The following is a 20,550-nucleotide window of genomic DNA, read 5'->3' as shown; positions in this document are numbered from 1 at the left end:
CTTCGGGGCCACCTTGAGACTTCGGGGCCACCTGAGGCGGCCGTCACGTCTCGGTGGTCACCCTCGCCGCCCGAGTGCCGTGAAGGACGGGCGGCGAGCGGTGACCACGGTGGGCTGTCGTGGGCGTGCCGTACGGGCGGCGGTCAGCGACCCGAGGGTGACAGGCCCAGCTGCAGGCCCTTGATGCTGGAGGAGCGCTTCGACAGCTGCGCGGCGATGCGGCGCAGCTCGGCCGCCGCGGGAGCGTCGGGGTCGGTCAGCACCAGCGGCTTGCCCTCGTCGCCGCCCTCGCGCAGCCGCGTGTCGAGCGGCACCTGACCGAGCAGCGGCACCCTCGCGCCCAGCGTGCGCGTCAGCGCGTCGGCGACGATCTGTCCGCCGCCCTCACCGAAGACGTTGATCTTCTCGTCACAGTGGGGGCAGGGCAGCCACGCCATGTTCTCGATGACGCCGGCGATCTGCTGGTGCGTCTGCGCGGCGATGCTGCCGGCGCGCTCGGCCACCTCGGCCGCGGCCATCTGCGGCGTCGTGACGACCAGGATCTCCGCGCCGGGCAGGCGCTGCGCGACCGAGATCGCGATGTCGCCGGTGCCCGGCGGCAGGTCGAGCAGCAGGACGTCGAGGTCGCCCCAGTAGACGTCGGCCAGGAACTGGTGCAGCGCGCGGTCGAGCATCGGCCCGCGCCAGACCACCGGCGAGTTGCCCTCGGGCTTGAACATCCCGACCGAGATGACCTTGATGTCATGCGCCACCGGCGGCATGATCATGTCCTCGACCTTGGTGGGCCGCTCCGACGCGCCGAGCATGCGCGGGATGCTGTGGCCGTAGATGTCGGCGTCGACGATGCCCACCTTGAGGCCCTGGGCCGTCATCGCGGCCGCCAGGTTGACGGTCACCGACGACTTGCCGACGCCGCCCTTGCCGCTGGCCACCGCGAACACGCGGGTCAGCGAGCCCGGCTGGTTGAACGGGATCTCCTTCTCGGGAGCCCGGTTGCCGCGCAGCTTGGTCTGCAGGTCCTTGCGCTGCTGCTGGCTCATCACGTCGAGGTCGACGCGCACGGCGGAGACGCCGTCGAGCCGGGAGACGGCGGCGGTGACGTCGCGGGTGATCGTGTCTTTCAACGGACACCCCGCCACCGTCAGGTAGATGCCCACGACGACCTCGCCCGTGGGGGAGATGTCGATGCTCTTGACCATGTCGAGGTCGGTGATCGGCCGGCGGATCTCGGGGTCGTTGACCGTGGCGAGCGCGGCTGTCACCTGTTCCGGGGAAGGTGCCATGAGTCCATGGTATGAACCCAGACAGGGTATGCCGAACGAAGGGGCCGATCTGGGTCCCCGATCGTCACCGCTCTTCTCAGTAGGATGCCGCCATGGTGGGGATCTCGCCGCAGGAGTCGGCCGTCTGGCGCATGATGCAGCGGGCCCAGGTGCGCATCACCCGCCGCCTGGAGACCGAGCTGCTCGCCGCCCACGACCTGCCGCTGGCCTCCTACGACGTGCTGCTCCAGCTCTCCGAGGCGGCGGGACGGCGGCTGCGGATGAACGACCTGGCCGACCGGGTCCTGCTGTCGCGCAGCGGCCTGACCCGCCTCATCGACCGGCTGCAGCGCGAGGGGCTGGTCCAGCGCGAGGCGTGCGCCGACGACGCGCGCGGCCTGTTCGCGGTGCTGACCGAGGCCGGTGCCGTACGGCTGGCCGAGGCCACGCCCACCTACCTGGGCGGCATCCGCGCCGAGTTCCTCGACGTGCTGGAGCCCGAGGAGCTCGCCCAGTGCACGGCCATGCTCACGAAGATCCTGGTCGCTCCTCGCTGAGGCGCTGCAGCTCCGAGCGGAGGAAGTCGCGGGTGACGACCTCGCCCATGGCCATGCGCAGTCCCGCGATCTCGCGGGTCAGGTACTCCAGGTCGGCCTGGGTGCGCTCGTCGGCCATCCGGTCCTGCTCGTACTGCACGCGGTCGCGGTCGTCCTGGCGGTTCTGCGCCAGCAGGATCAGCGGCGCCGCGTAGGAGGCCTGGAGCGAGAGCATCAGCGTCAGGAAGATGAACGGGTAGGAGTCGAACACCAGCTCGTCAGGGGCCAGGACGTTCCAGCCCACCCACAGCACCACGAAGACCGTCATGTAGACGAGGAACCGGGCGGTGCCGATGAAGCGGGCGATCTCCTCCGACAGCCTGCCGAACGCCTCGGGATCGTAGTGGGGGCGGAAGCGGCGTCTGAACTCCCGCGGTTGGTCGAGCCGGTCAATCGCCATCGCGCCAGTCCTCGGTGTAGCGCCAGTCCTCTGGCAGCAGGTGGTCAAGAACGTCGTCGACGGTGACCGCGCCCACGAGCTGGCCGAGCTCGTCGACGACCGGCGCGGCCACGAGGTTGTAGGTGGCCAGGTAGGAGGTGACCTCGGGCAGCGGCAGGTCGGGCCTGATCGGGTCGAGCGAGGCGTCGATGACCGCGCCGAGCAGCGTGGACGGCGGGTCGCGCAGCAGCCGCTGGAAGTGGGTGACACCCAGGTAGGTGCCGGTGGGCGTCTCGTTCGGCGCGCGCGTGACGAAGACCTGCGCGGCCACCGCGGGGGACAGGTCCTTCTGCCTGATCTGCGCCAGCGCCTCGGCGATGGTGGCGCTGGGCGGCAGGATCACCGGATCGGTGGTCATCATGCCGCCCGCCGTGTTCTCGCCGTAGGACAGCAGCCTGCGCACCGGTGCCGCGTCTTGCGGTTCCATCAGCGCCAGCAGCCGCGCGGACTGCCCTTCCGGTAGGTCCTGCAGCAGGTCGGCGGCGTCGTCAGGGTCCATCTCCTCCAGGACGTCGGCGGCCCGTTCGGGCGCGAGGGTGCCCAGGATGCCCATCTGGTCGCGCAGCGGCAGCTCCTCCAGGACGTCGGCGAGACGCTCGTCGTCGAGCGCCGCGGCGACCTCGATGCGCCGCTTGCCGGGCAGGGAGTGCAGGGCGTTGGCGAGGTCGGCGGCCCGCATGGACTCGAAGGCGGCGATGAGGCGCGCCGCGCCCTGGTCGTGCTGGAGGGTGTCGAAGCCGGACACGTCTCGCCAGTCGACGACCCTGGCGTCGCGCCGCTTCCGTCCGACGACCGCCACCTTGGTGATCTCCCAGATGGCCGGCCGTACCTCCTCCATGGCGAGGTCGTGGACGGTCATCGGCTCGCCGTCCACCTCGACCCGCAGGTCGAGCATCTCGCCGAGGACGAGGGTCTCGGTGGGGCGCTGCTCGAACCTGCGCATGTTCAGCCGGCCCGTGAAGATCACCGCGCCGGCCTCGATGCCGCGGACCCGGGTGATGGGCAGGAACACCCGGCGGCGGGGCTGGATCTCCACCACCATGCCGTGGACGCGTGGCGGCTGCCCGGGGCGCACCCCCGCGACGACGTCCCTGATGCGGCCGATCTGGTCGCCGGCCGGATCGAAGACCGCGGTGCCCGACAGCCGGGCAACGAAGATCCTCACGTTACTCAGGGTATCCGGGCCCGAGGCATTGCCTCCGCCGCGACCGGCATGTAAGTATCAAAACCTACTATTGGTGGTGACAGATGAAGCATGCAGGACTGGCGATCGCGTTCGTCTCCTCATGGTGTTTTGCCTTCTCAGGGCCGATGGCCAAGTTCCTGGGCGCCGCGGGACTGGCGCCGCTGGAGGCCGTGTGGGCCCGCATGGCGGGCGCGGGGCTGTTGTTGCTGGCCGTACTCGCGGTGGTCAAACCGCGGGCGCTGCGCATCCCGCGCTCCAGGCTGCCGTTCTTCGGCGCCTACGCGGTCATGGCGGTGGCCGGCGTGCAGTCGCTGTACTTCGTGGCCATCACGAGGCTGCCGGTGGGGATCGCGTTGCTGCTGGAGTTCATGGCGCCGGTGATGGTGGTGCTGTGGGTGCGGTTCGTCCGCAAAGTACGGCTGCCGCGGGCTGCGTTCGTCGGCGCGGTGGTCGCGGTCGCCGGGCTGGCCATCGTGGTCGAGGCGTGGCAGGGCATGCGGATCGACGCCGTCGGTCTGCTGCTCGGCCTCGCGGCGGGCGCCTGCTGCGCCGGCTACTTCCTGATGAGCGACAGCTTCGGGGACGACGTCGACCCGCTCGGGCTGATCGCCTGGGGCATGATCGGGGCGGCCGTCGTGCTGCTGCCGTTCTCGCGGCCCTGGAACATCCCGTGGGAGGTGTTCACGACCGAGGCCACCCTCGGCGGGCACACGCTGCCCGTGCTCGGCGCCTACCTGTGGATGGTCGTCGTGGCGACCGTCGTCGCCTACATCCTCGGCGTCAACGCGGTGCGCCGGCTGTCGGCCGCCGTGGGCGCGACCGTCGCCTCGCTGGAGGTGATCGGCGGCGCCGTGGTGGCGTGGGCGCTGGTGGGAGAGTCGCTCGGCGGCTACCAGATCGTCGGCGGCCTCATCGTGATCAGCGGCGCGCTGCTGGCGCAGACCGCGACCGCCCAGCCCGCCGTCGAGCCGGTGCGCGAGCTCAGCCACGTCTGAGCTTCCCTGACGCTCGGCCGGCCCTGCCAGGGCCTCCCTCGGCTCCTGAGGGCTGTGGACGGGGCGACCGGCCGCTCCCGGGGTGTGGACGGGGCTTACGGCGGGCTGGGTGGTCGGCCGCTGCCGGCGGCTGTGGACGGGTCGTCCCACGGGCGCTCGGCCGCTCCCGGGGCGGCCGCGCTCCGTCAGCTCCCGGGACGGCTGGGGCGGGTCCCCGCCCGCGGGAGCGCGGGCGGGGACAGGGCTCAGCCGCCCTTGAGCTCGGTCAGCTCGGGCTCGGGGCTGGGGGACTCCTCAGCCGTCGTGGGCGTCGGATTCTGCGGCTCGGGCGTCGACTCCTCCGTCGGCTCAGGCTCCTGCTCGCCCGAATCGCCGGGGTCGGTGGTGGGGCTCTGCGACGGGTCGACGGCCTGCTCCCCTTCCGGGCCGGCCGACACGACGATCGTCACGGTGCTGCCCTTGGCCAGGCGGCGGCCCGAGGCGGGCGATGTCGAGATCACGATGTCCATCGCCGCCTCCTCGTCGGGCACGCTCTTCAGCCTGACCGCCAGGCCGAGGTCCTCCAGCTCCGCGACGGCGTCGTCGATGTGCCAGCCCTCCAGCGCGGGAAGGGTCACGGTCGCCCTCGCCTTGGCCTTGGTGGTCTGCTTGACGGGCGGATCCTCGACCTGGCCGGTGATCGGGCCGGGGTCGACGTACTGCTGCCGCACGGATGAGCCGCCGCCATTCCCCGAGCTCGACATGAGGTTCGGCATGATCACCACCGCGGACAGCCCGGCGAGGACGGCCCCGGTGGCCATCAGGAGGGCGGGGCGCAGCCGCCGCCGCTTCCGGGTGAGCGTCGGACGCGCGGCGTTCAGCTCGGGCAGGAGAGCGGTCGGGACCGGCTCGACCGGCGCGGTGTCCTCCCGGCGGCGCGTCCTCCCCCGCTTGCCGGGCATCGCGGGCATGGCGCGGCGGGCAGGCGGGATGCCGGGGTCGGTGGCGGCGTCGCCCACCGCCTGGAGGGCCGCCGTCGCTTCGTCGGGGGTGTTCCTGCGGCTCCCGGTTCTCTTCCGCCGGGCCGTCCCCGCCGCCTTCCTCGGCGCCGAGCCCTCCTCGGCCCCCTGCCCCGCGCGTCCAGGTGACGCCGAGCCGCCGGGCGGCGTTCCGTGCCCAGGGCCGCCAGACGGGGTTCCGTGCCCGGGACCGCCGGGCGGGGTTCCGTGCCCGGCTGCCGGCGCGGGGCCATGGGGTGGCGTTCCGTGTCCGGGGCCGGATGGGGTCGCGTGCCCTGAGCCGGCCTCACCGTTGGGTGGGGCTGGCTGGCCGGGGCGCGCTGGGGTGTCCGCCGGAGCCGCCCGGCCGGGGGAGGGCGGCTGCCCGGGCGGGGTGGCAGGCCCGGACGCCGCGTCCACGGCGGGTGCCGCGTGCCCGGGTACGGCTGAGCCGCCGGGTGCCGCGTGCCCGGGTGGTGCGGTCTCGCCACGGGGCGGGGCCTCCTCGGAGTGCGGCGCTTCCCCGGGCGGCGTGGATCGCCTCGGGGGCTCGGCCTTCCTCGGCGGTCGCCCGGCCGGGTCCGAGGACGCGGCCTCGTTCGAGGACGCCTCATTCGGGTGCGCGGACCCACCCGAGGGCGCGGCCTCGTGCGGGTGCGCGGCCTGATGCGGGTGCCCGGCCGCGTGCTGTGCGTGCTCGTGCTGCGCGGCTTCATACTGCGCGGCCTCGTGTGAGTGCGCGGCGTCGGCCGGGAGTACGGGCTCGCCGAGCCGGGCCGTCCCGCTCGGACCTGCCGTCCCGCTCGGGTGTGCTGCCCCGCTTGGCTGTGCTGTCCCGCTCGCGGGTTCCGGTGCGCTCCGCTCGGCGGCTCTGCCGGGGTGTGCCGGCTCCATCTCGGTCGCGGTCTCGACCAACGTCCGCGGGAGCACGCCCTCAGGACGCGTCGCCGGCCCGGCGGACGGCGGGAACGGCGCCTGCGCGGCCGGTGCGGGCCGTACGTCGGGCTGGTGGCGCACGAGGCGCAGCAGCGCCTCCTGAGCGGTCGGGCGCGCCGACGGATCCTTCGCCAGGCAGCCCCTGACCAGCGAGCCGAGCGGCTCGTCCAGCTCGGGCAGCTCGGGCTCCTTGGTGAGGATCCGGTGGAAGATCGCCGGCACGGTGTCGCCGCCGAACGCCAGGCGCCCCGTCGCCGCGAACACCATCGTCACCGCCCACGCGAACAGGTCCGAGGCGGGGCCGACGGCCTCGCCCGAGATCTGCTCGGGCGACATGTAGGCGGGGGTGCCGATCAGGCCGCTCGCGCTGGCCGTCGTCGCGTCCAGCGCCTTGGCGATGCCGAAGTCGATGACCCTGGCGCCGTCGAGACCGAGCAGCACGTTGCTCGGCTTGAAGTCGCGGTGCACGACGTCGGCCCGGTGGATGGCGGCCAGGGCCGCCATCGTGCCCACCGCCAGCCGTTCGAGGGCTCCCGCGGGTCGCGGGCCGTTCTCCCTGACCAGCTGGTCGAGGGAGACGCCTTCCACGTACTCGCTGACGATGAACGGCCGGTCGCCCTCGGTGGAGGCGTCGAGCACCCTCGCGGTGGAGAACTCCGCGACCTTCCTGGCCGCGGCCACCTCCCGCAGGAAACGGTCGCGGGCGGTGACGTCGCCCGAGAACCGGGCATGCAGCATCTTGACGGCCACGCGCTCGCCCGAGGACGACCTGCCCAGATAGACGACCCCCTGGCCGCCTTCGCCCAACCGGCCGAGCAGCTCGTAGTCGCCCACACGAGCGGCCTCATGGGCCAGGAGGGGCTGTAGTTCCTGCACTTATAGCACCTTATGGGGTAAGTCGAAGAACGGTGGCGGTATCCGCCCATCGGTCGGCCAGCCCGGCCGCGTCGGGCGCGTTGAGCCGCTCCTTCGCCAGCGCGGCCACGGCGTCGGCCGCCTGTGTCTGATCCACCACCTCGACTCGCGCGTCGAACACCACCAGCTCCGCCCCGTTGTCCTTGCTCCTCAGCGTTACTCGCACGCTGTCCTTTTGATCCAGTCCGGGCAGATTTTGTTCCCCGCTGCCAGTAACTAGATAGATCGCCCCATCGTGCCAGACATGCCATGCCAGGCGTGGCCGATCCAGGTGCACCCACAACACTCCGGACTTCTTCGCGCCCTCCTCGATCGCTCCCATGCCCGTCTCCCCTCCTGGTCAGGCCGTACCTGTCTCCGGTCGGCGCAGCTCGTCCCCGGCCCGCCCGCTCGTCCCCCGGCCGCCCGCGCTCCTGCCCGTACGGCAAGCCGCCCCGGCGCCACCGTGGTCACGTGGCCGGCGCCCGTCACACCACGCCACTCCAGCAGGACGTGGCGGGCGTCCGCAACGTCGCCCGTGCAACGGGACTAGGGTGCTGGGCGTGCTGCACGCCGCCTATACCCGCTATCTGCGCTCCCAGGTGCTGAAGGGTCCGCTCCCCGCCCATGTCGCGCTGGTGATGGACGGCAACAGAAGGTGGGCCGAGGAGATGGGCCTCGAGAGCCCGAGCCACGGGCACCGCCACGGCGTCGAGCACATCGAGACCGTGCTCGGCTGGTGCGCCGACCTCGGCATCAGGCATGTCACGATCTACGTCGCCTCCGCGGACAACGTCCGCAAGCGCGAGTCCCGCCAGGTCGCCTTCACATGCGGCTGATCGAGGAGATCATCGCCGGGCGGCTGATCCACTCGGCCACGCGCTGGCGGCTCCACGTGGCGGGACGGCTCGACGAGCTGCCCGACTCCACCGCCCACGCGCTCAAGCTCGCCATGGACCACACCCGTGACAGGGCGGGCTTCGACCTGACCGTCGCCATCGGCTACGACGGACGCCAGGAGGTGGTCGACGCGCTGCGGTCCCTGCTGACCGACCGGGCCGCCGCGGGCGTGCCCATCGCCGAGCTCGCCCGCACGATCACCGCCGACGACATCGCCGCCCACCTCTACACCGCGGGCCGCCCCGACCCCGACCTCATCGTCAGGACGAGCGGGGAGCAGCGGCTGTCGGGGTTCCTGATCTGGCAGGCGGCCTCGGCACGGCTCCACTTCTGCGAGGCGTACTGGCCCGGGTTCCGCCATGTCGACTTCCTCCGGGCGCTCCGCTCATACGCCGCCCGCCACCGCTGACCCGGTCGCACCCACGCTCCGTTTCCTGCGGGCGCTCCGCTCCTACGCCGCCCGCCACCGCTGACCCGGTCGCACCCACGCGCCATGCATGGGCGCGATAGAACGACCCAGGCTCCCCTCCCGCGTGGCGCGACGCTAGCGTTTGGGCATGCGCTCACGCCGTTCCTGCCTCGCGGTCCCGGGATCCAACCCGCGCTTCCTCGAGAAGGCCCAGACCCTCCCCGCCGACGAGGTCTTCCTGGATCTCGAGGACTCGGTCGCCCCCCTGGCCAAGGAGGAGGCGCGCAAGAACGTCGTGGCGGCCCTGCGTGAGGGCGACTGGGGCGGCAAGGTGCGCGTCGTCAGGGTGAACGACCTCACCACCCAGTGGACCTACCGCGACGTGATCGAGGTCGTGGAGGGCGCGGGGGAGTTCCTCGACTGCGTGATGCTGCCGAAGGTGCAGGACCCGACCCAGGTGCTGTGGCTCGACACCCTCCTCACCCAGATCGAGCGCACGATGGGCTTCGAGGTGGGCCGGATAGGCATCGAGGCGCAGATCGAGAACGCGCGCGGCCTGGTGAACGCCGACGCCATCGCCGGGTCGTCGCCGCGGCTGGAGACGCTGGTGTTCGGGCCCGCCGACTTCATGGCCTCGATCAACATGCGGACGCTGGTCGTGGGGGAGCAGCCGCCCGGCTACACCGAGGGCGACGCCTACCACTACATCCTGATGCGGCTGCTGATGGCCGCCCGGACGCACGACCTCCAGGTGATCGACGGGCCGTACCTGCAGATCAGGGATGTCGAGGGATACCGGCGGGTGGCGCGCAGGGCGGCGGCGCTGGGGTTCGACGGCAAGTGGGTGTTGCACCCGTCGCAGGTGGAGGCCGCCAACGAGGTGTTCTCACCGGCCCAGGAGGACTACGACCACGCCGAGCTGATCCTGGAGGCGTACGAGTACTACACGACCGTGGAGCGGCGGGGCGCGGTGATGCTCGGCGACGAGATGATCGACGAGGCGTCGCGCAAGATGGCGCTGGTGGTGGCCGCCAAGGGCAGGGCCGCGGGCCTCCGGCGCACCACCACCTTCACGCCCGGGTCCTGAACGGTTCAGAAGGTCACGCCTACCGCGGTGAAGAACCAGAACGACGAGGTGAGCCACAGCCCGACCAGAGCCGCGAACGCCGTCCCGCCGAGCACCGGCAGACTCCACCCCGGCAGTCCCCTGCGCGGCAGCGCCAGCATCTTCGCCACGAACACCCCGTAGAAGAAGCAGCCGAGGAGCGAGTGGACCAGCACGCGGGGCGCGTCGAACTGCAGGCCGAGCGCGTACAGGCAGTGGAAGGCGACCGGCACGCTGAGCACGAACGCCAGCCGTCCCGACCACCGGTGCACCCAGGCGGGGATGCTGACGCCGAGCTTGCCCCACATCGACAGCGCCGAGACCACCTGGACGATCGCCAGCAGGAAGACGCCCGTCGTCAGCCAGGACTTCATCGCCAGGGCCCCCGAGAACCCGGCGGGCCCGACCGCGTAGCCGGTGGGGGTGTGCAGGCGCCCGTAGACGCCGAGCGCGACCGCGACCAGCGCCCCGGTCAGCAGCGGCACCAGCAGGCCCACGGCGGTGCGCTTGTCCGTGGCGAAGGTCATGGCATCTCCTCGATGAATCCGTCGACGTCCTTCGGGGTGACGGCAGCGCCGTCGATGGCGACCGGCAGACCCGGTGTCAACGTGGGCACGGGCACCGGCTGATCGTCCCTGACCATGGCTCCGACCTGGGTGAAGCCCTTGCCGTCCGGGAGCGCCAGGACGATCCACCCGGCCCGGTAGCGCGCGCCGCGCACCAGGGCGGTCGCCCGGTAGAGCCCCGAGGGCTTCTTGACCGTGGACGCGGAGAAGCTCAACGTCCTGTCGCCGAAGCGCAGCTCGCCCTTCGCCTTGCCGCCGCCGACGACGGCCGTGAGGCTGGCGTCGTTGAAGCCCTTCAGCGTGACCCGGCCGTTGACGGCCTTGCCGGCGAACCAGGCCTCGGTGATGCCGTCGCAGAAGTATCCGATGGCCTTGCCGTCCCTGACGGAGACGGCGACGAGCCCGCCGTTGTCCCGTACCCGGCCCGCGTAGTCGGCCTTGACGGCCGCCGGCCGTACGGATCTCGAGGGTGAGGGGGTGGCGGACGCGGTCGAGACGGCGGTCGCCACGGCGACCGGCGCGGGCGTCGTGTCCGCCGGCTCCCCCGCGTTACTGACCACCCCCAGGCCGACGGCGAGCGCGGCGCCCGCCGCCAGGGTGATGAACGGCCCCAGCCTTGACATGAGTGCTCCCCAGATTCGGATGTCTCTCTTCGAGAATCCGCCTCGCCTGGCGCCTTGTCTGTGAACTAATGCGCATCCGCCGGACAGAATGAAGGGATGCACGACAACCAGCCTCCGGCTCCCTACGGCGCGCAGCCGCCATACGGCCCGCAGTACCAACCTGGGCCATACCCCCAGGCCATGTACGGCACGCCGCCTCCCAAGCCGGCGTGGTTCGTGCCGGCGCCGCCCGGCACCAGGTACGACCACCTGGCGAGGAACCCGCTGAACGCCTGGTGGCGCCAGGTGGTCGGCACGCTGTTCGTGGCGGCGTGCTTCTTCGGGGTGGCGGTGCTGGTGGTGGTGGCCGGAACCGTCGTGGCGGTGATCGCCGGCATCCCGGCGCCGATGGCGGGGGAGCAGCTGTTCGGTGACCCCGTGTTCACGCTGGCCGTCACGCTGCTGTCGATCGCCGGGGTGCTCCCGCTGGTCTACGCGGCCGTGGCGCTGTTCCAGCGCAGGCCGCCCGGCACGCTGTCGTCGGTCGTGGGGCGCCTGCGGTGGGGGTGGCTGGCGCGGTGCACGGGCGTCGCCGTGGCGGCGCTGGTGCTCGGGCAGGGGGCGCTCTACGTCGCCTACGCCGTCACCGGCCAGAACACCTCGGACCTGTTCGGCTGGAAGGGCTGGGCGGCGTTCGTGCCGGGGTTCGTGGTGATCCTGTTGCTGGTGCCGTTCCAGGCGGCGGCGGAGGAATACATCTTCAGGGGCTGGCTCCTACAGGCCTTCGGCGCCTACGTCACCTCGCCGTGGCCCGGCATCGTGCTGGGGTCGGCCGGTTTCACCGCGCTGCACGCCTACACCGACTGGGGCATCCTCGACGTGTTCAGCTTCGGGGTCGTCATGGGCTGGCTGGCGGTGAAGACCGGCGGGATCGAGGCGCCGGTCGCCATGCACGTGGTGAACAACGTGTTCGCGTTCTCGCTCAGCTCGGCTGCCGGAGATCTCGAGGACGCCATGAGGCAGGGCTCCGTGCCGTGGCAGTCGTTGACGGGGACCGTCGTCCAGCTGTCGGTGTTCGCCCTGGGCGTGCTGTGGCTGACCAAAAAGCGGGCGATCGCCACCGTTTCTTCCTAAACCACGCCGGGGGTTCCACGAATCTCGCTAGAGAGGTCTCGTCAGCGCGGCGCGGGCGTGCTGGTGTGGATCCTGTGGAGGTGCGCGCAGGTGATCATTTCGGCGGGATGGGGTAGAAGTACCGGCGTACGTCTCCCGTTTTAGGCGTACATAACTGGACGGTCCGGATATTTCCTGACTAGGAGGTGCGTCGCGTGGCCTCGGGCCCCAGCGATCCGCGCTCGCCACGGCAGCCGCCGGAAGACGATCCGCGCGCTCCAGAGCCTCGCTCACCCGAGGACGCGGCGCACAGGGAAGGCGAGCCGCCGCGCCCCTCGGGCGGATCCGGTACGCCGGAGGAGCCGAGGATCAGGCACGCGCCTCCGGGGCCCAGCGACGACCGCGCCCGTGGGGTGCCCGTCGCCTCGCCGTGGGGGATGCCGCCGTTCGCCTCGCCGACCCCCGACGACCACCAGGCGGAGGAGGAGGCCGCCGCGTGGCCGAAGGGGCGCAGACCTTACAGCTCACCGGCCGCACCCCAGGAGCCGAGAGCCCCCCGGCAGGCCACACCTCCCACATCCGCGTCGTCCGAGGGTGAGCCGTCCCGCCCCCGCAGGATCGTGCACCCCGACAAGCTGGTCGCCACCGGGCCGCCCCGCCCGCGCCCCCCGGTCTCCCCGAGCACGCCGCCCGAAAGCGGAGACAAGCCGAGCACGCCGCCCGAAAGCGGAGACAAGCCGAGCACGCCGCCCGAAAGCGGAGACAAGCCGAGCACGCCGGCCGGGAGCGGTGAGCAGCCGGCCGCGTCGGCCGCGACCGGAGAGCAGCCGGGCACGCCGGCCGGGAGCGGGAAGGAGCCGGGCGCACCCGACCCCGGCCTGTCCGAGCGCGACAGGCCGACCGCTCCGCATCCCCGCCCGCCGGGCATCAGGACGGGACCACCCCCGTCCCGCGTCGAGCCGTACCGGATGCCGCCGCGCCCCGAGCCGCACGAAGACGAGGGGCAAGGCGTCGACGGCCCGCCCCTCCTCCACGAGCACGACCAGGCCCCCGGCGAGGCCTTCGCCCACTCGGAAGGCACACACCGCCAGGCCCAGGCCCCTGCCCAGCCCGGGCCCCACGAGCACCACCAGGCCCATGCTCAGCCTGAGCCCCATGAGCACCACCAGGCCCATGCTCAGCCCGAGCCCCACGAGCACGACCAGGCCACCGCCCACCCCGAAAGGGCGCACGGCGAGACCTCCGCCCAGCCCGACGGCACGCGCGACCAGGTCCCCGCCCACCCCGAAGGGGTGCGCGACCAGGTACCCGCCCAGCCCGAAGGCGGCCCCGGCGACGAGTCCGGGCAGGACGCGCCCGTGCGCAGGGTCGGTCGCCCGCCGGGCGGTCGCCCCACCCGTCCCGACCTGCTCGTCGCCTCGGGCCCGACCCCGCCGGGCGGCGCCGCCGGCAGGCACCACCGCGGTCCCGCGCCCTCGGCGATGCGCAGGTCGAGCCCGGTCAGGCGGCGCCGCGTCGGCCCCTACCTGGTGGTGATCACGCTCGCGCTGACCGTGGCCGCCGGCGTCATCGCCTGGCAGTGGTGGAACGGCGGGCAGCAGGGCCTCCGCCTGGCCGCGGGCGCCGGCCGTTCGGGTGACGAGCTGTTCGTGGTCCCCGCGGCGGGTGACGGCTCCAACCAGAAGCTCAACGATCTGGCCGCCGTCGGCAGCACGGTCGTCGCCGTCGGCAGCGACACCACCAGCCCCGTCCCCCGCCCGCTGTTCCTCTTCTCCCCCGACAGCGGCGCCACCTGGCAGCTCGCCGACGTCACCGGCTCCACGACCACCACCGTCCAGCGCGTGGTCGGCGCGAACGGCCGGTGGCTCGCCTTCGGCCAGGACGGCACGGGCGACGAGCGCGGCCTGTGGACCAGCACGGACGGGTCGACGTGGGCGGCCGTCGAGCAGAGCGGCCTGGAGGCGTTCAGGAAGGGCGACCTCATCCACGACATCGCCAGGACGTCGTCGGGGTTCGTCGCCGTCGGCCGTACGGTCCTGCAGGACGGCACGCCGGGCCCCGTCGCCTGGCACTCGCCGGACGGCCGCGCGTGGACGCGGGTCGACAGCCGCGACATCGGCACGCCCGACAAGGTCCGCGAGTTCAGGACCGTCGTGGCCAGGGAGGATCAGGTCGTCGTCCTCGCCCAGCCGGCCCAGGGCGGCGGGTCGGTCGTCATGCGGTCGACGGACGGCGGGCGGACCTGGGTGCGCACCGCCACCCAGCTGCCCGGCATCGCGCCGCGGCCGGGCACGCTCGCCGTGCTCCCCGAGCGTTTCGTGCTGATCCCGACCAGGCACCGCGAGCCCGGCGGCGACGTGCACGTGTACTGCTCGCCCACCGGCGCGGAGTGGACCAGGTGCGGCGCGATCGGCGGCCTCGGCGCCCAGAGCACCGGCGTCAACGCGGTCGTCGCCCACAGCGCCGGCCTGGCCGCCGTCAGCCAGTCGGGTCTCGACAGCTACACCGTTCACACCAGCCCCGACGCGGCCACCTGGACCAAGCGCGCCGACCTCGGCAGCATGCCGGGCGCGACCGTGCGCGGGCTGGCCCTGGCCGACTCGGGCACGCTGGTCGTCGGCGGCGACCAGGCCGCCGCCGACGTCGACAACCGGCTCGTGCTGATGACGGTCAAGGACGGCGAGCGGCCCGCCACGGTACGGCTGGCCGACATCAGGGGCCTGACCAGGGTGGCCCGCGAGACCGCAAGGGTCGCGGCGGCCGACGGCCGCTTCGTCGCCGTCGGCTCCGCGTCGGCCGACGCGGGCATCTGGACCAGCACGAACGCCGTCGACTGGAAGTCCGTCACGCTCGCCGCGCCCCGCCGGCAGCAGCTGTCCGACCTCGCGCACGGCCGGAAGGGCTGGCTCGCCGTCGGCACCACCATGCCGGACGCCTCCTCCACCGAGCCGTTGCTCGTCGCGTCGGCGGACGGCCGCTCGTGGAAGAAGATCGAAGGGCCCGCCCGGGGTGACGGCCAGCCGTACCTGGCCACGCAGTCGGTGGCCGCGGGCGAGGGCGGCTACGTGATCGCCGGCGAGGAGCGATCGGCCTCGGGTACGGCTGCGGCCGCCCTCTGGTACTCGACCGACCTGCGGAAGTTCAGCCGCGTGGCCAAGCTGCCGCGCGACGGCGCGGGCGTCCGCATCCACGACGTCGCCGCAGGGCCGGGCGGCTACGTGGCGGTCGGCGGCTCCGGCGGCGCCGAACGCGAGAGCGGCGTAGTGTGGACCTCCGCCGACGGGCTCGCCTGGAAGGCACGCGGCCGGCTCCTGCCGCCCGACGCCACCTCCGCCGGCCTGCGCCAGGTCGCCTGGTACGGCGAGCGGGTCGTCGCCATCGGGACCGCCCAGGTGTCGGGCTCGCGCAAGGCGTTCGCCGCCGTGTCCGACGACGAGGGCGCCACCTGGGACTACGCCTGGCTGCCCGCCGAGCGGGCCGCCGCCGTCCACGACCTGGCCGCCGCCCCCCAGGGGCTGGTCGCGGTGGGCTGGCACGGCGTTCCCGGCAGCGGCGACAGCGCGGCCTGGACCTCCGAGGACGGGCTGACATGGCACCGCCAGGACCTGACCAGGGATCGGCTGGGCGGGGAGGGCACGCAGTGGCTCGGCGCCGTCACGGTCTCCGGCTCCAACGTGGTCGCGCTCGGCCGCTCCACGACGTACAACTCCGACCATCTCGTCCTGTGGACCTCCACGCTGTCGTCCGACCGGTGACGGGCGACGTCACGGCGGCCCGCCGAAGTCGCGCTGGAGTGGCGTGATGGACGGGCGCCCGCCACGCGCCCGCGGTGGGGCCGGCCCGGCTTGCCGTACGGGGGGGGGACCCATGGTCAGGACGCGAGCGCCCGGCCCGGCTTGCCGTACGGGGAGGGGGGCGGGCCCAGGGGCAGGACGCGAGCGCCCGGCCAGGCAGCCCCGGCAGGACGTCGGCGGGGCCGTCAGGAGGGCAGGACGTTCCTTCGGGGGCGGCCGGCAGGGCAGGGACGGTGGTCGGGAGGGCAGGACGTTCCTAGGCGGGGTGGTCGGGGGGCAGGACGTGCCACGCCTGCAGGGCGGCGAGCAGGCCGTCGGTCAGCGGCAGGGTGTCAAGTTCCGCGCGCGAGCACCAGCGCGCGTCCGCCGCGTCGTCGCCCGGCGCGAGCGACCCCGCGACCACCGTGGCCACGTAGTCGCGGATCACGTAGACCACCCCGTCGGGCCCCGGCCGCTCGACCACGCCCGCCAGCACGCCGACCGCCACCCGCAGCCCCGTCTCCTCCAGGACCTCCCTGCGCAGCGCCGCCTCGTCGCTCTCGCCCGCCTCGACCCGGCCGCCCGGGATCGACCACAGCCCTTCACCGGGCGGGTGCCCGCGTCTGACCAGGAGTATCTCCGAATCCGCGACGATGATCGCGCCCACACAATTTACGCGCACATGGTCAAGATTACGGCGGCATAACGGGCTCCGCCCTTGACGGATCGGTGCCCGGGGACGCACCGTGAGTAGCTGTGAGAGCGGCACCAACCTGCCCACGGTGTTTCGGCCCGCTTCACGCACCGAGTGCGTGGTCGAGCGCGTGGCGCTGTGGCGCGCATGGCGATGTCCTGCCCTTCCAGACGCTGCAGCCGGCCAATACGGCCCGCGACGCGATCCGGCTCGGCGCGGTCGTGCCGGTGTGGCTGCCCTGGCCGCTGCCGCCCGGCTGGCTGGTGACCGGCTTCGGCGTGGCGGGCGACGAGCGCACGGGTGCGCGGGCGAGCCTGGTCGCGCTGACCGGCCCGTCGGTCACGCACGGCCCCGCCGACCTGGTCGTCATCGCGGAGGAGCCGGGCGTCGGGCTGGGCGCGGCCTACGCGGGCATCGACGGCCCCGACCCTGGCAGGGGTTTCGGCGAGGGGCCGCCCAACGCCAAGATCGAGGTGCTCGGCCACCCGACGCCGCTGTGGTGCGTCGCGGCGCCCGACGACAGGGCCGTCTACGCGGGCGAGGCGCTCGGCAACTGGCTGTGGACCATCGTGTGGCCGGCCGAGGCGGGCTGCCTTCTCGTGCTCGACCAGCTGAGCCTGCGCGACCTGCGCGAACACGACCAGGAACTGGACCTGCCGTTCGGCGCGTTCTCGCCGAGGCTGGAGGGCTAGGCTCGGGCACGGTCCCCCCTGACGGATCTGGGGGGCACGGTGTTCGACGTCAGGTTCTTCGTCGAGGCGTTCGTCACGATGTTCGTCATCATGGACCCGCCCGGCATCATCCCCCTCTTCCTCGCCTACACCGGTGGGCGCACTCCCGCCGAACGCAGGCGCATCGCCAGGCAGGCGGCGGTCACGGCGTTCTGCCTGATCGTGGTGTTCGCGGTCTTCGGGCAGGTCATCCTGGGCTACCTGCACGTCGAGGTGCCCGCCATGCAGATCGCGGGCGGCCTGCTCCTGCTGCTGGTCGCCCTGGAACTGTTGCGCGGGACGACGGAGCCGCAGGCGGGCACGGTCAAGTCGAACGTCAACGTGGCGCTGGTGCCGCTGGGCACGCCGTTGCTGGCCGGTCCCGGCGCGATCGTGGCCACGATCGTCTTCGCGCAGCAGGCGGGGGCGGTGCGGGGCGGCATCCTGACGCTGGGGTTGGCGATCGCGGCGGTGCACGTGGTGCTGTGGTTGTTCATGCGGTTCTCGGTGGGGATCATCCGGGTGATCAAGGAGAACGGGGTGGAGCTGGTCACGCGGATCGCGGGTCTGCTGCTGGCGGCGCTGGCCGTTCAGTTGATCATCACCGCCGTCCGCGCCCTCGTCGCCTGACCCGCCCCGCGACCCCACCCCGCCCGACAGGCCCCGGCCCACGACCCCGCGCCGCTCGACGGCTCGCAAGGCGGGATCCGGGCCCCGGTTGGCGATAGGGTGGCAGCGTGGGAGCGCGTATCGAGCGAGTGGTGACCGAGGGCGTCGTCGAGATCGACGGTGCCGAGCACAAGGTCGAGAACAACACCTGGATCGTGGGCGACGACGAGGAGGTCATCGTCATCGACCCGGCGCGTGACGCCGACAAGATCCTCGACCGGATCGGTGAGCGCGAAGTGCTCGCCGTCATCTGCACGCACGGCCTTCCCGACCACGTCGGCGCCGCCATCGAGGTGGCCAGCAGAGACGAGTCGGTGATCGCCCTGCACCCCAAGGACAAGCCGTTCTGGCGGGAGACCTGGTCGGAGACCTGGCCCGACATCGAGATGGAGGACGAGGGCGTGTTCGGCGTCGGCGACGTCCGTCTCGAGGTGCTGGAGACCCCCGGCATCACGATGGGCGGCGTCTCCCTCTACTCCGAGGAGCTCGGCGCCGTCTTCACGGGCAAGTCGCTGCAGGCCGACGGTCCCGGCAAGCTCGGCGGCGAGTACCCTGCGCTGGCCGACCAGCTGACCTCGATCGGCGGCAGGCTCTTCACGCTGCCCGGCGCCACCAGGGTGCTGCCCAACCAGGGCGAGGAGACCACGATCGGCGATCTGGAGCCGCACTTCGACGACTGGGTGTCCGGGTCGCTGACCCGCGAGGCGCCCGCCGAGGGCCCGCTGACCGACGGCACGAACGCCGCCGGGATCAGGCTGAACCTGGGCGACCGGTAGGTGCTGGAGCAGCTCCCGCTCGAGGGCATGCCGCGACGGCTCTACTCGTGCACGCCGTCGCGGCTCAACTCGTGGCTCGACTGCCGCAGGCGCTACAGGTTCTCCTACCTCGACCGGCCGCAGCCGCCCAAGGGCCCGGCATGGGCGCACAACAGCGTGGGCGCCAGCGTGCACAACGCGCTGGCGGCGTGGTGGCGGCAGCCGTACGAGCGCAGGACCCCGGCGATGGCGGCGATCCTGCTGACCAACGGGTGGATCTCCGAGGGCTTCAGGGACGCCGAGCAGTCCACGCAGTGGCGTGATCGCGCCCGCGGCCTGGTCTCGGGGTACGTCGAGACGCTCGACCCCGCCGACGAGCCGGTCGGCGTGGAGCGGACGGTCGCCACACGGACGAAGGCCATCGCCGTCTCCGGGCGTATCGACCGGCTCGACAGGCGTGGCGACGAGCTGGTCGTGGTGGACTACAAGACCGGCCGGCGCCCGCTGACCGAGGACGACGCCCGGGGCTCGCTCGCCCTGGCGATCTACGCGATCGCCGCCTCGCGGGTGCTGCGGACCCCGTGCGCCAGCGTCGAGCTGCACCACCTGCCGACCGGTGAGGTCGTCGAATGGCGGCACACCGACGAGTCGCTGGGCCGCCACCTGCGCAGGGCCGAGGAGATCGCGGAGGAGGCCGGCGAGGCCGACGAGCGTTACCGCGCGGGCGAGACGGAGGAGCCGTTCCCGCCGAACCCCGGCCCGCTGTGCTCCTGGTGCGACTTCCGCCGCCACTGCCCCGAGGGCCGTACGGCGGCGCCTGACAAGCTGCCGTGGGACGCCCTCGCCTGAGCTCCCTGGGCCTGACCGGTCCTGGCCCGGCACGGCCGGCGGACCGGCGTGCTCTCACCTGGGTCCCGGATCGGGGTGATCGCCGGCGATCGGCGTGCTCTCACCTGGGTCCCGGACCGGGGTGATCGCCGGCGATCGGCGTGCTCTCACGTGTGTCGGTGACCGGGGCGCTCTCGCCTCCGAACCAGGACCGGGCGGGCGGGTCAGGCGGCCAGGGTGGTGCCCGGCCACCTGCGCGGGTCGGTCAGGCCCTTGAGTCCCTTGCTCACGTCGTAGCCGGCCTTGGCCAGGCGCTCCCGCGAGGCGGCCAGCATCTGCCGGGTCGGCTCGGCGAAGGCCAGGTCGTGCACGTGCTCGGGCAGCGAGTTGGCGCCCAGCCGGAACGCCCTCAGCGCCGCCGTGACCGTCGAGCGGGGCACCTCCGGCAGCGTGCCGTACATCCGCCTGGCCCAGCCGGGCAGCGTGTAGTAGCAGAGCGCGCCGAAGGGGAAGTAGACCGGCTTGCCGGGTGAGAGCCTGCGCAGTTCCTGCGGCAGCCGCGGCCACAGCAGGAAGCGCACGGTCGCCGCCGACTCGTCGATGACCCGCAGCTTGGGACGCATCTCGGCGAAGTAGGCGGCCATCTCGGCCTGCGAGCCTGGCACGTCGTCCGGGTGCAGGCCGACGTAGGTGGCGCTCTTGCGCTGCTCGTGGAGGTAGCGGTCGGCCTGCCGGTCGGTCAGCCCGAGACCGCCCCTCCTGGCCACCTCCAGGTAGGACGACACCTCGGCGCAGTGCACCCACAGCAGGAGCTCGGGGTCGTCGACACGGTAGGTCCTGCCGCCGTCGCTGATGCGCAGCATCCGGTGGATGCCGCGCACCTTGCGCCCGATCTCGTCGGCCTCCTGCGGGCTGCCGAACGTGACCCTGCCCACGAAGTCCGCAGTACGGCGGAGCCGCCCGAACGGGTCGTCCTGGAAGTTGGAGTTCTGCCAGACGCCGCGCATGGCCAGGGGATGGAGCGCCTGGAGCATGAGGCCGCGCACGCCGCCCACCCACATGGTGCGGTCGAGGTGCACGAGCCACGTCACAGCCTGGGGCGGCTGGACGACGATCTCTTCGATGCTCGCCATAGTAAGTA

General features: G+C 72.8%; 18 protein-coding genes and 1 pseudogene. 10 read left to right on the top strand and 9 right to left on the bottom strand.

The window, feature by feature from the left end; all coding sequences use genetic code 11:
- Window positions 1-143 precede the first annotated feature (143 nt).
- Window positions 144-1,283 (bottom strand): Mrp/NBP35 family ATP-binding protein, encoded by a 1,140-nt coding sequence (locus ACWEVS_RS03030; RefSeq protein ID WP_354905859.1) that lies wholly within the window; start codon window positions 1,281-1,283, stop codon window positions 144-146.
- 92 nt (window positions 1,284-1,375) lie between these two features.
- Between ACWEVS_RS03030 and ACWEVS_RS03025 the strand changes: the two genes are divergently transcribed.
- On the top strand, window positions 1,376-1,819 hold the full coding sequence (locus tag ACWEVS_RS03025; RefSeq protein WP_354905861.1) for a MarR family winged helix-turn-helix transcriptional regulator: 444 nt from the start codon (window positions 1,376-1,378) through the stop codon (window positions 1,817-1,819).
- Here ACWEVS_RS03025 and ACWEVS_RS03020 read toward each other — a convergent pair.
- Both ACWEVS_RS03020 and ACWEVS_RS03015 read right to left on the bottom strand, forming a co-directional pair.
- Window positions 1,791-2,258 (bottom strand): DUF1003 domain-containing protein, encoded by a 468-nt coding sequence (locus tag ACWEVS_RS03020; protein ID WP_354905863.1) that lies wholly within the window; start codon window positions 2,256-2,258, stop codon window positions 1,791-1,793. The two genes, ACWEVS_RS03025 and ACWEVS_RS03020, sit on opposite strands and share 29 nt — an antisense overlap.
- Window positions 2,248-3,462, bottom strand: coding sequence for a magnesium transporter MgtE N-terminal domain-containing protein (locus ACWEVS_RS03015; RefSeq protein WP_354905865.1), 1,215 nt, complete (start codon window positions 3,460-3,462; stop codon window positions 2,248-2,250). The genes ACWEVS_RS03020 and ACWEVS_RS03015 overlap by 11 nt, the downstream gene beginning before the upstream one ends.
- An 83-nt stretch (window positions 3,463-3,545) precedes the next feature.
- On the opposite strand from ACWEVS_RS03015, the gene ACWEVS_RS03010 reads away from it, so the two are divergent.
- Window positions 3,546-4,478: an EamA family transporter gene (locus ACWEVS_RS03010; protein ID WP_449917737.1), complete on the top strand. Its 933-nt coding sequence runs from the start codon at window positions 3,546-3,548 to the stop codon at window positions 4,476-4,478.
- A 245-nt stretch (window positions 4,479-4,723) separates the two neighbouring features.
- Here the strand turns inward: ACWEVS_RS03010 and ACWEVS_RS03005 are convergent, their stop codons facing one another.
- Window positions 4,724-7,267, bottom strand: coding sequence for a protein kinase domain-containing protein (locus ACWEVS_RS03005; protein ID WP_452549644.1), 2,544 nt, complete (start codon window positions 7,265-7,267; stop codon window positions 4,724-4,726).
- 10 nt (window positions 7,268-7,277) lie between these two features.
- Window positions 7,278-7,628 (bottom strand): hypothetical protein, encoded by a 351-nt coding sequence (locus ACWEVS_RS03000; protein ID WP_354905869.1) that lies wholly within the window; start codon window positions 7,626-7,628, stop codon window positions 7,278-7,280.
- Window positions 7,629-7,839: 211 nt separating this feature from the next.
- Here ACWEVS_RS03000 and uppS point away from each other — a divergent pair.
- Both uppS and ACWEVS_RS02990 read left to right on the top strand, forming a co-directional pair.
- Window positions 7,840-8,594, top strand: a pseudogene (gene uppS / locus ACWEVS_RS02995) (polyprenyl diphosphate synthase).
- 148 nt (window positions 8,595-8,742) lie between these two features.
- On the top strand, window positions 8,743-9,681 hold the full coding sequence (locus ACWEVS_RS02990) for an HpcH/HpaI aldolase/citrate lyase family protein (RefSeq protein ID WP_354905872.1): 939 nt from the start codon (window positions 8,743-8,745) through the stop codon (window positions 9,679-9,681).
- 5 nt (window positions 9,682-9,686) lie between these two features.
- On the opposite strand, the gene ACWEVS_RS02985 is transcribed toward ACWEVS_RS02990, so the two are convergent.
- Both ACWEVS_RS02985 and ACWEVS_RS02980 read right to left on the bottom strand, forming a co-directional pair.
- On the bottom strand, window positions 9,687-10,226 hold the full coding sequence (locus ACWEVS_RS02985; protein ID WP_449917728.1) for a DUF6529 family protein: 540 nt from the start codon (window positions 10,224-10,226) through the stop codon (window positions 9,687-9,689).
- Window positions 10,223-10,888 (bottom strand): hypothetical protein, encoded by a 666-nt coding sequence (locus ACWEVS_RS02980; RefSeq protein ID WP_452549642.1) that lies wholly within the window; start codon window positions 10,886-10,888, stop codon window positions 10,223-10,225. The genes ACWEVS_RS02985 and ACWEVS_RS02980 overlap by 4 nt, the downstream gene beginning before the upstream one ends.
- A gap of 96 nt (window positions 10,889-10,984) precedes the next feature.
- Between ACWEVS_RS02980 and ACWEVS_RS02975 the strand changes: the two genes are divergently transcribed.
- Both ACWEVS_RS02975 and ACWEVS_RS02970 read left to right on the top strand, forming a co-directional pair.
- Window positions 10,985-12,001: a CPBP family glutamic-type intramembrane protease gene (locus tag ACWEVS_RS02975; protein WP_449917723.1), complete on the top strand. Its 1,017-nt coding sequence runs from the start codon at window positions 10,985-10,987 to the stop codon at window positions 11,999-12,001.
- A 599-nt stretch (window positions 12,002-12,600) separates the two neighbouring features.
- A complete protein-coding gene (locus ACWEVS_RS02970) occupies window positions 12,601-15,735 on the top strand; it encodes a hypothetical protein (protein WP_452549640.1) in 3,135 nt (1,044 codons plus the stop codon).
- 295 nt (window positions 15,736-16,030) lie between these two features.
- On the opposite strand, the gene ACWEVS_RS02965 is transcribed toward ACWEVS_RS02970, so the two are convergent.
- The gene (locus ACWEVS_RS02965) at window positions 16,031-16,435 is read right to left on the bottom strand and encodes an NUDIX hydrolase (protein ID WP_449917719.1); all 405 of its coding nucleotides are present in this window, start codon (window positions 16,433-16,435) and stop codon (window positions 16,031-16,033) included.
- 74 nt (window positions 16,436-16,509) lie between these two features.
- Between ACWEVS_RS02965 and ACWEVS_RS02960 the strand changes: the two genes are divergently transcribed.
- From ACWEVS_RS02960 to ACWEVS_RS02945, 4 genes are all read left to right on the top strand, one after another.
- Window positions 16,510-17,139 carry a DUF6758 family protein gene (locus tag ACWEVS_RS02960; protein ID WP_354905880.1) on the top strand — a complete coding sequence of 210 codons (630 nt, stop codon included), beginning with the start codon at window positions 16,510-16,512 and terminating at the stop codon, window positions 17,137-17,139.
- Window positions 17,140-17,178: 39 nt separating this feature from the next.
- Window positions 17,179-17,787, top strand: coding sequence for a MarC family protein (locus ACWEVS_RS02955; RefSeq protein ID WP_354905881.1), 609 nt, complete (start codon window positions 17,179-17,181; stop codon window positions 17,785-17,787).
- Between the two features lie 107 nt (window positions 17,788-17,894).
- Entirely contained in the window at window positions 17,895-18,602 is a 708-nt protein-coding gene (locus ACWEVS_RS02950; RefSeq protein ID WP_354905883.1) for an MBL fold metallo-hydrolase, read from the top strand.
- Window positions 18,603-19,430: a RecB family exonuclease gene (locus ACWEVS_RS02945; RefSeq protein WP_449917714.1), complete on the top strand. Its 828-nt coding sequence runs from the start codon at window positions 18,603-18,605 to the stop codon at window positions 19,428-19,430.
- Between the two features lie 203 nt (window positions 19,431-19,633).
- Here ACWEVS_RS02945 and ACWEVS_RS02940 read toward each other — a convergent pair whose 3' ends face one another.
- Entirely contained in the window at window positions 19,634-20,542 is a 909-nt protein-coding gene (locus ACWEVS_RS02940) for an oxygenase MpaB family protein (protein ID WP_452549638.1), read from the bottom strand.
- Between the last annotated feature and the right edge of the window lie 8 nt (window positions 20,543-20,550).

This window comes from Nonomuraea sp. NPDC003754 (genome assembly GCF_053605785.1).
This window is presented reverse-complemented; position numbering and strand designations above follow the sequence as displayed.

Excerpts from the sequence above, each read along its gene's own strand:
- ACWEVS_RS03030 (WP_354905859.1), bottom strand. The coding sequence starts at position 1,283 with ATGGCACCTTCCCCGGAACAGGTGACAGCCGCGCTCGCCACGGTCAAC.
- ACWEVS_RS03025 (WP_354905861.1), top strand. The coding sequence starts at position 1,376 with ATGGTGGGGATCTCGCCGCAGGAGTCGGCCGTCTGGCGCATGATGCAG.
- ACWEVS_RS03020 (WP_354905863.1), bottom strand. The coding sequence starts at position 2,258 with ATGGCGATTGACCGGCTCGACCAACCGCGGGAGTTCAGACGCCGCTTC.
- ACWEVS_RS03010 (WP_449917737.1), top strand. The coding sequence starts at position 3,546 with ATGAAGCATGCAGGACTGGCGATCGCGTTCGTCTCCTCATGGTGTTTT.
- ACWEVS_RS03000 (WP_354905869.1), bottom strand. The coding sequence starts at position 7,628 with ATGGGAGCGATCGAGGAGGGCGCGAAGAAGTCCGGAGTGTTGTGGGTG.
- ACWEVS_RS02990 (WP_354905872.1), top strand. The coding sequence starts at position 8,743 with ATGCGCTCACGCCGTTCCTGCCTCGCGGTCCCGGGATCCAACCCGCGC.
- ACWEVS_RS02985 (WP_449917728.1), bottom strand. The coding sequence starts at position 10,226 with ATGACCTTCGCCACGGACAAGCGCACCGCCGTGGGCCTGCTGGTGCCG.
- ACWEVS_RS02980 (WP_452549642.1), bottom strand. The coding sequence starts at position 10,888 with ATGTCAAGGCTGGGGCCGTTCATCACCCTGGCGGCGGGCGCCGCGCTC.
- ACWEVS_RS02975 (WP_449917723.1), top strand. The coding sequence starts at position 10,985 with ATGCACGACAACCAGCCTCCGGCTCCCTACGGCGCGCAGCCGCCATAC.
- ACWEVS_RS02940 (WP_452549638.1), bottom strand. The coding sequence starts at position 20,542 with ATGGCGAGCATCGAAGAGATCGTCGTCCAGCCGCCCCAGGCTGTGACG.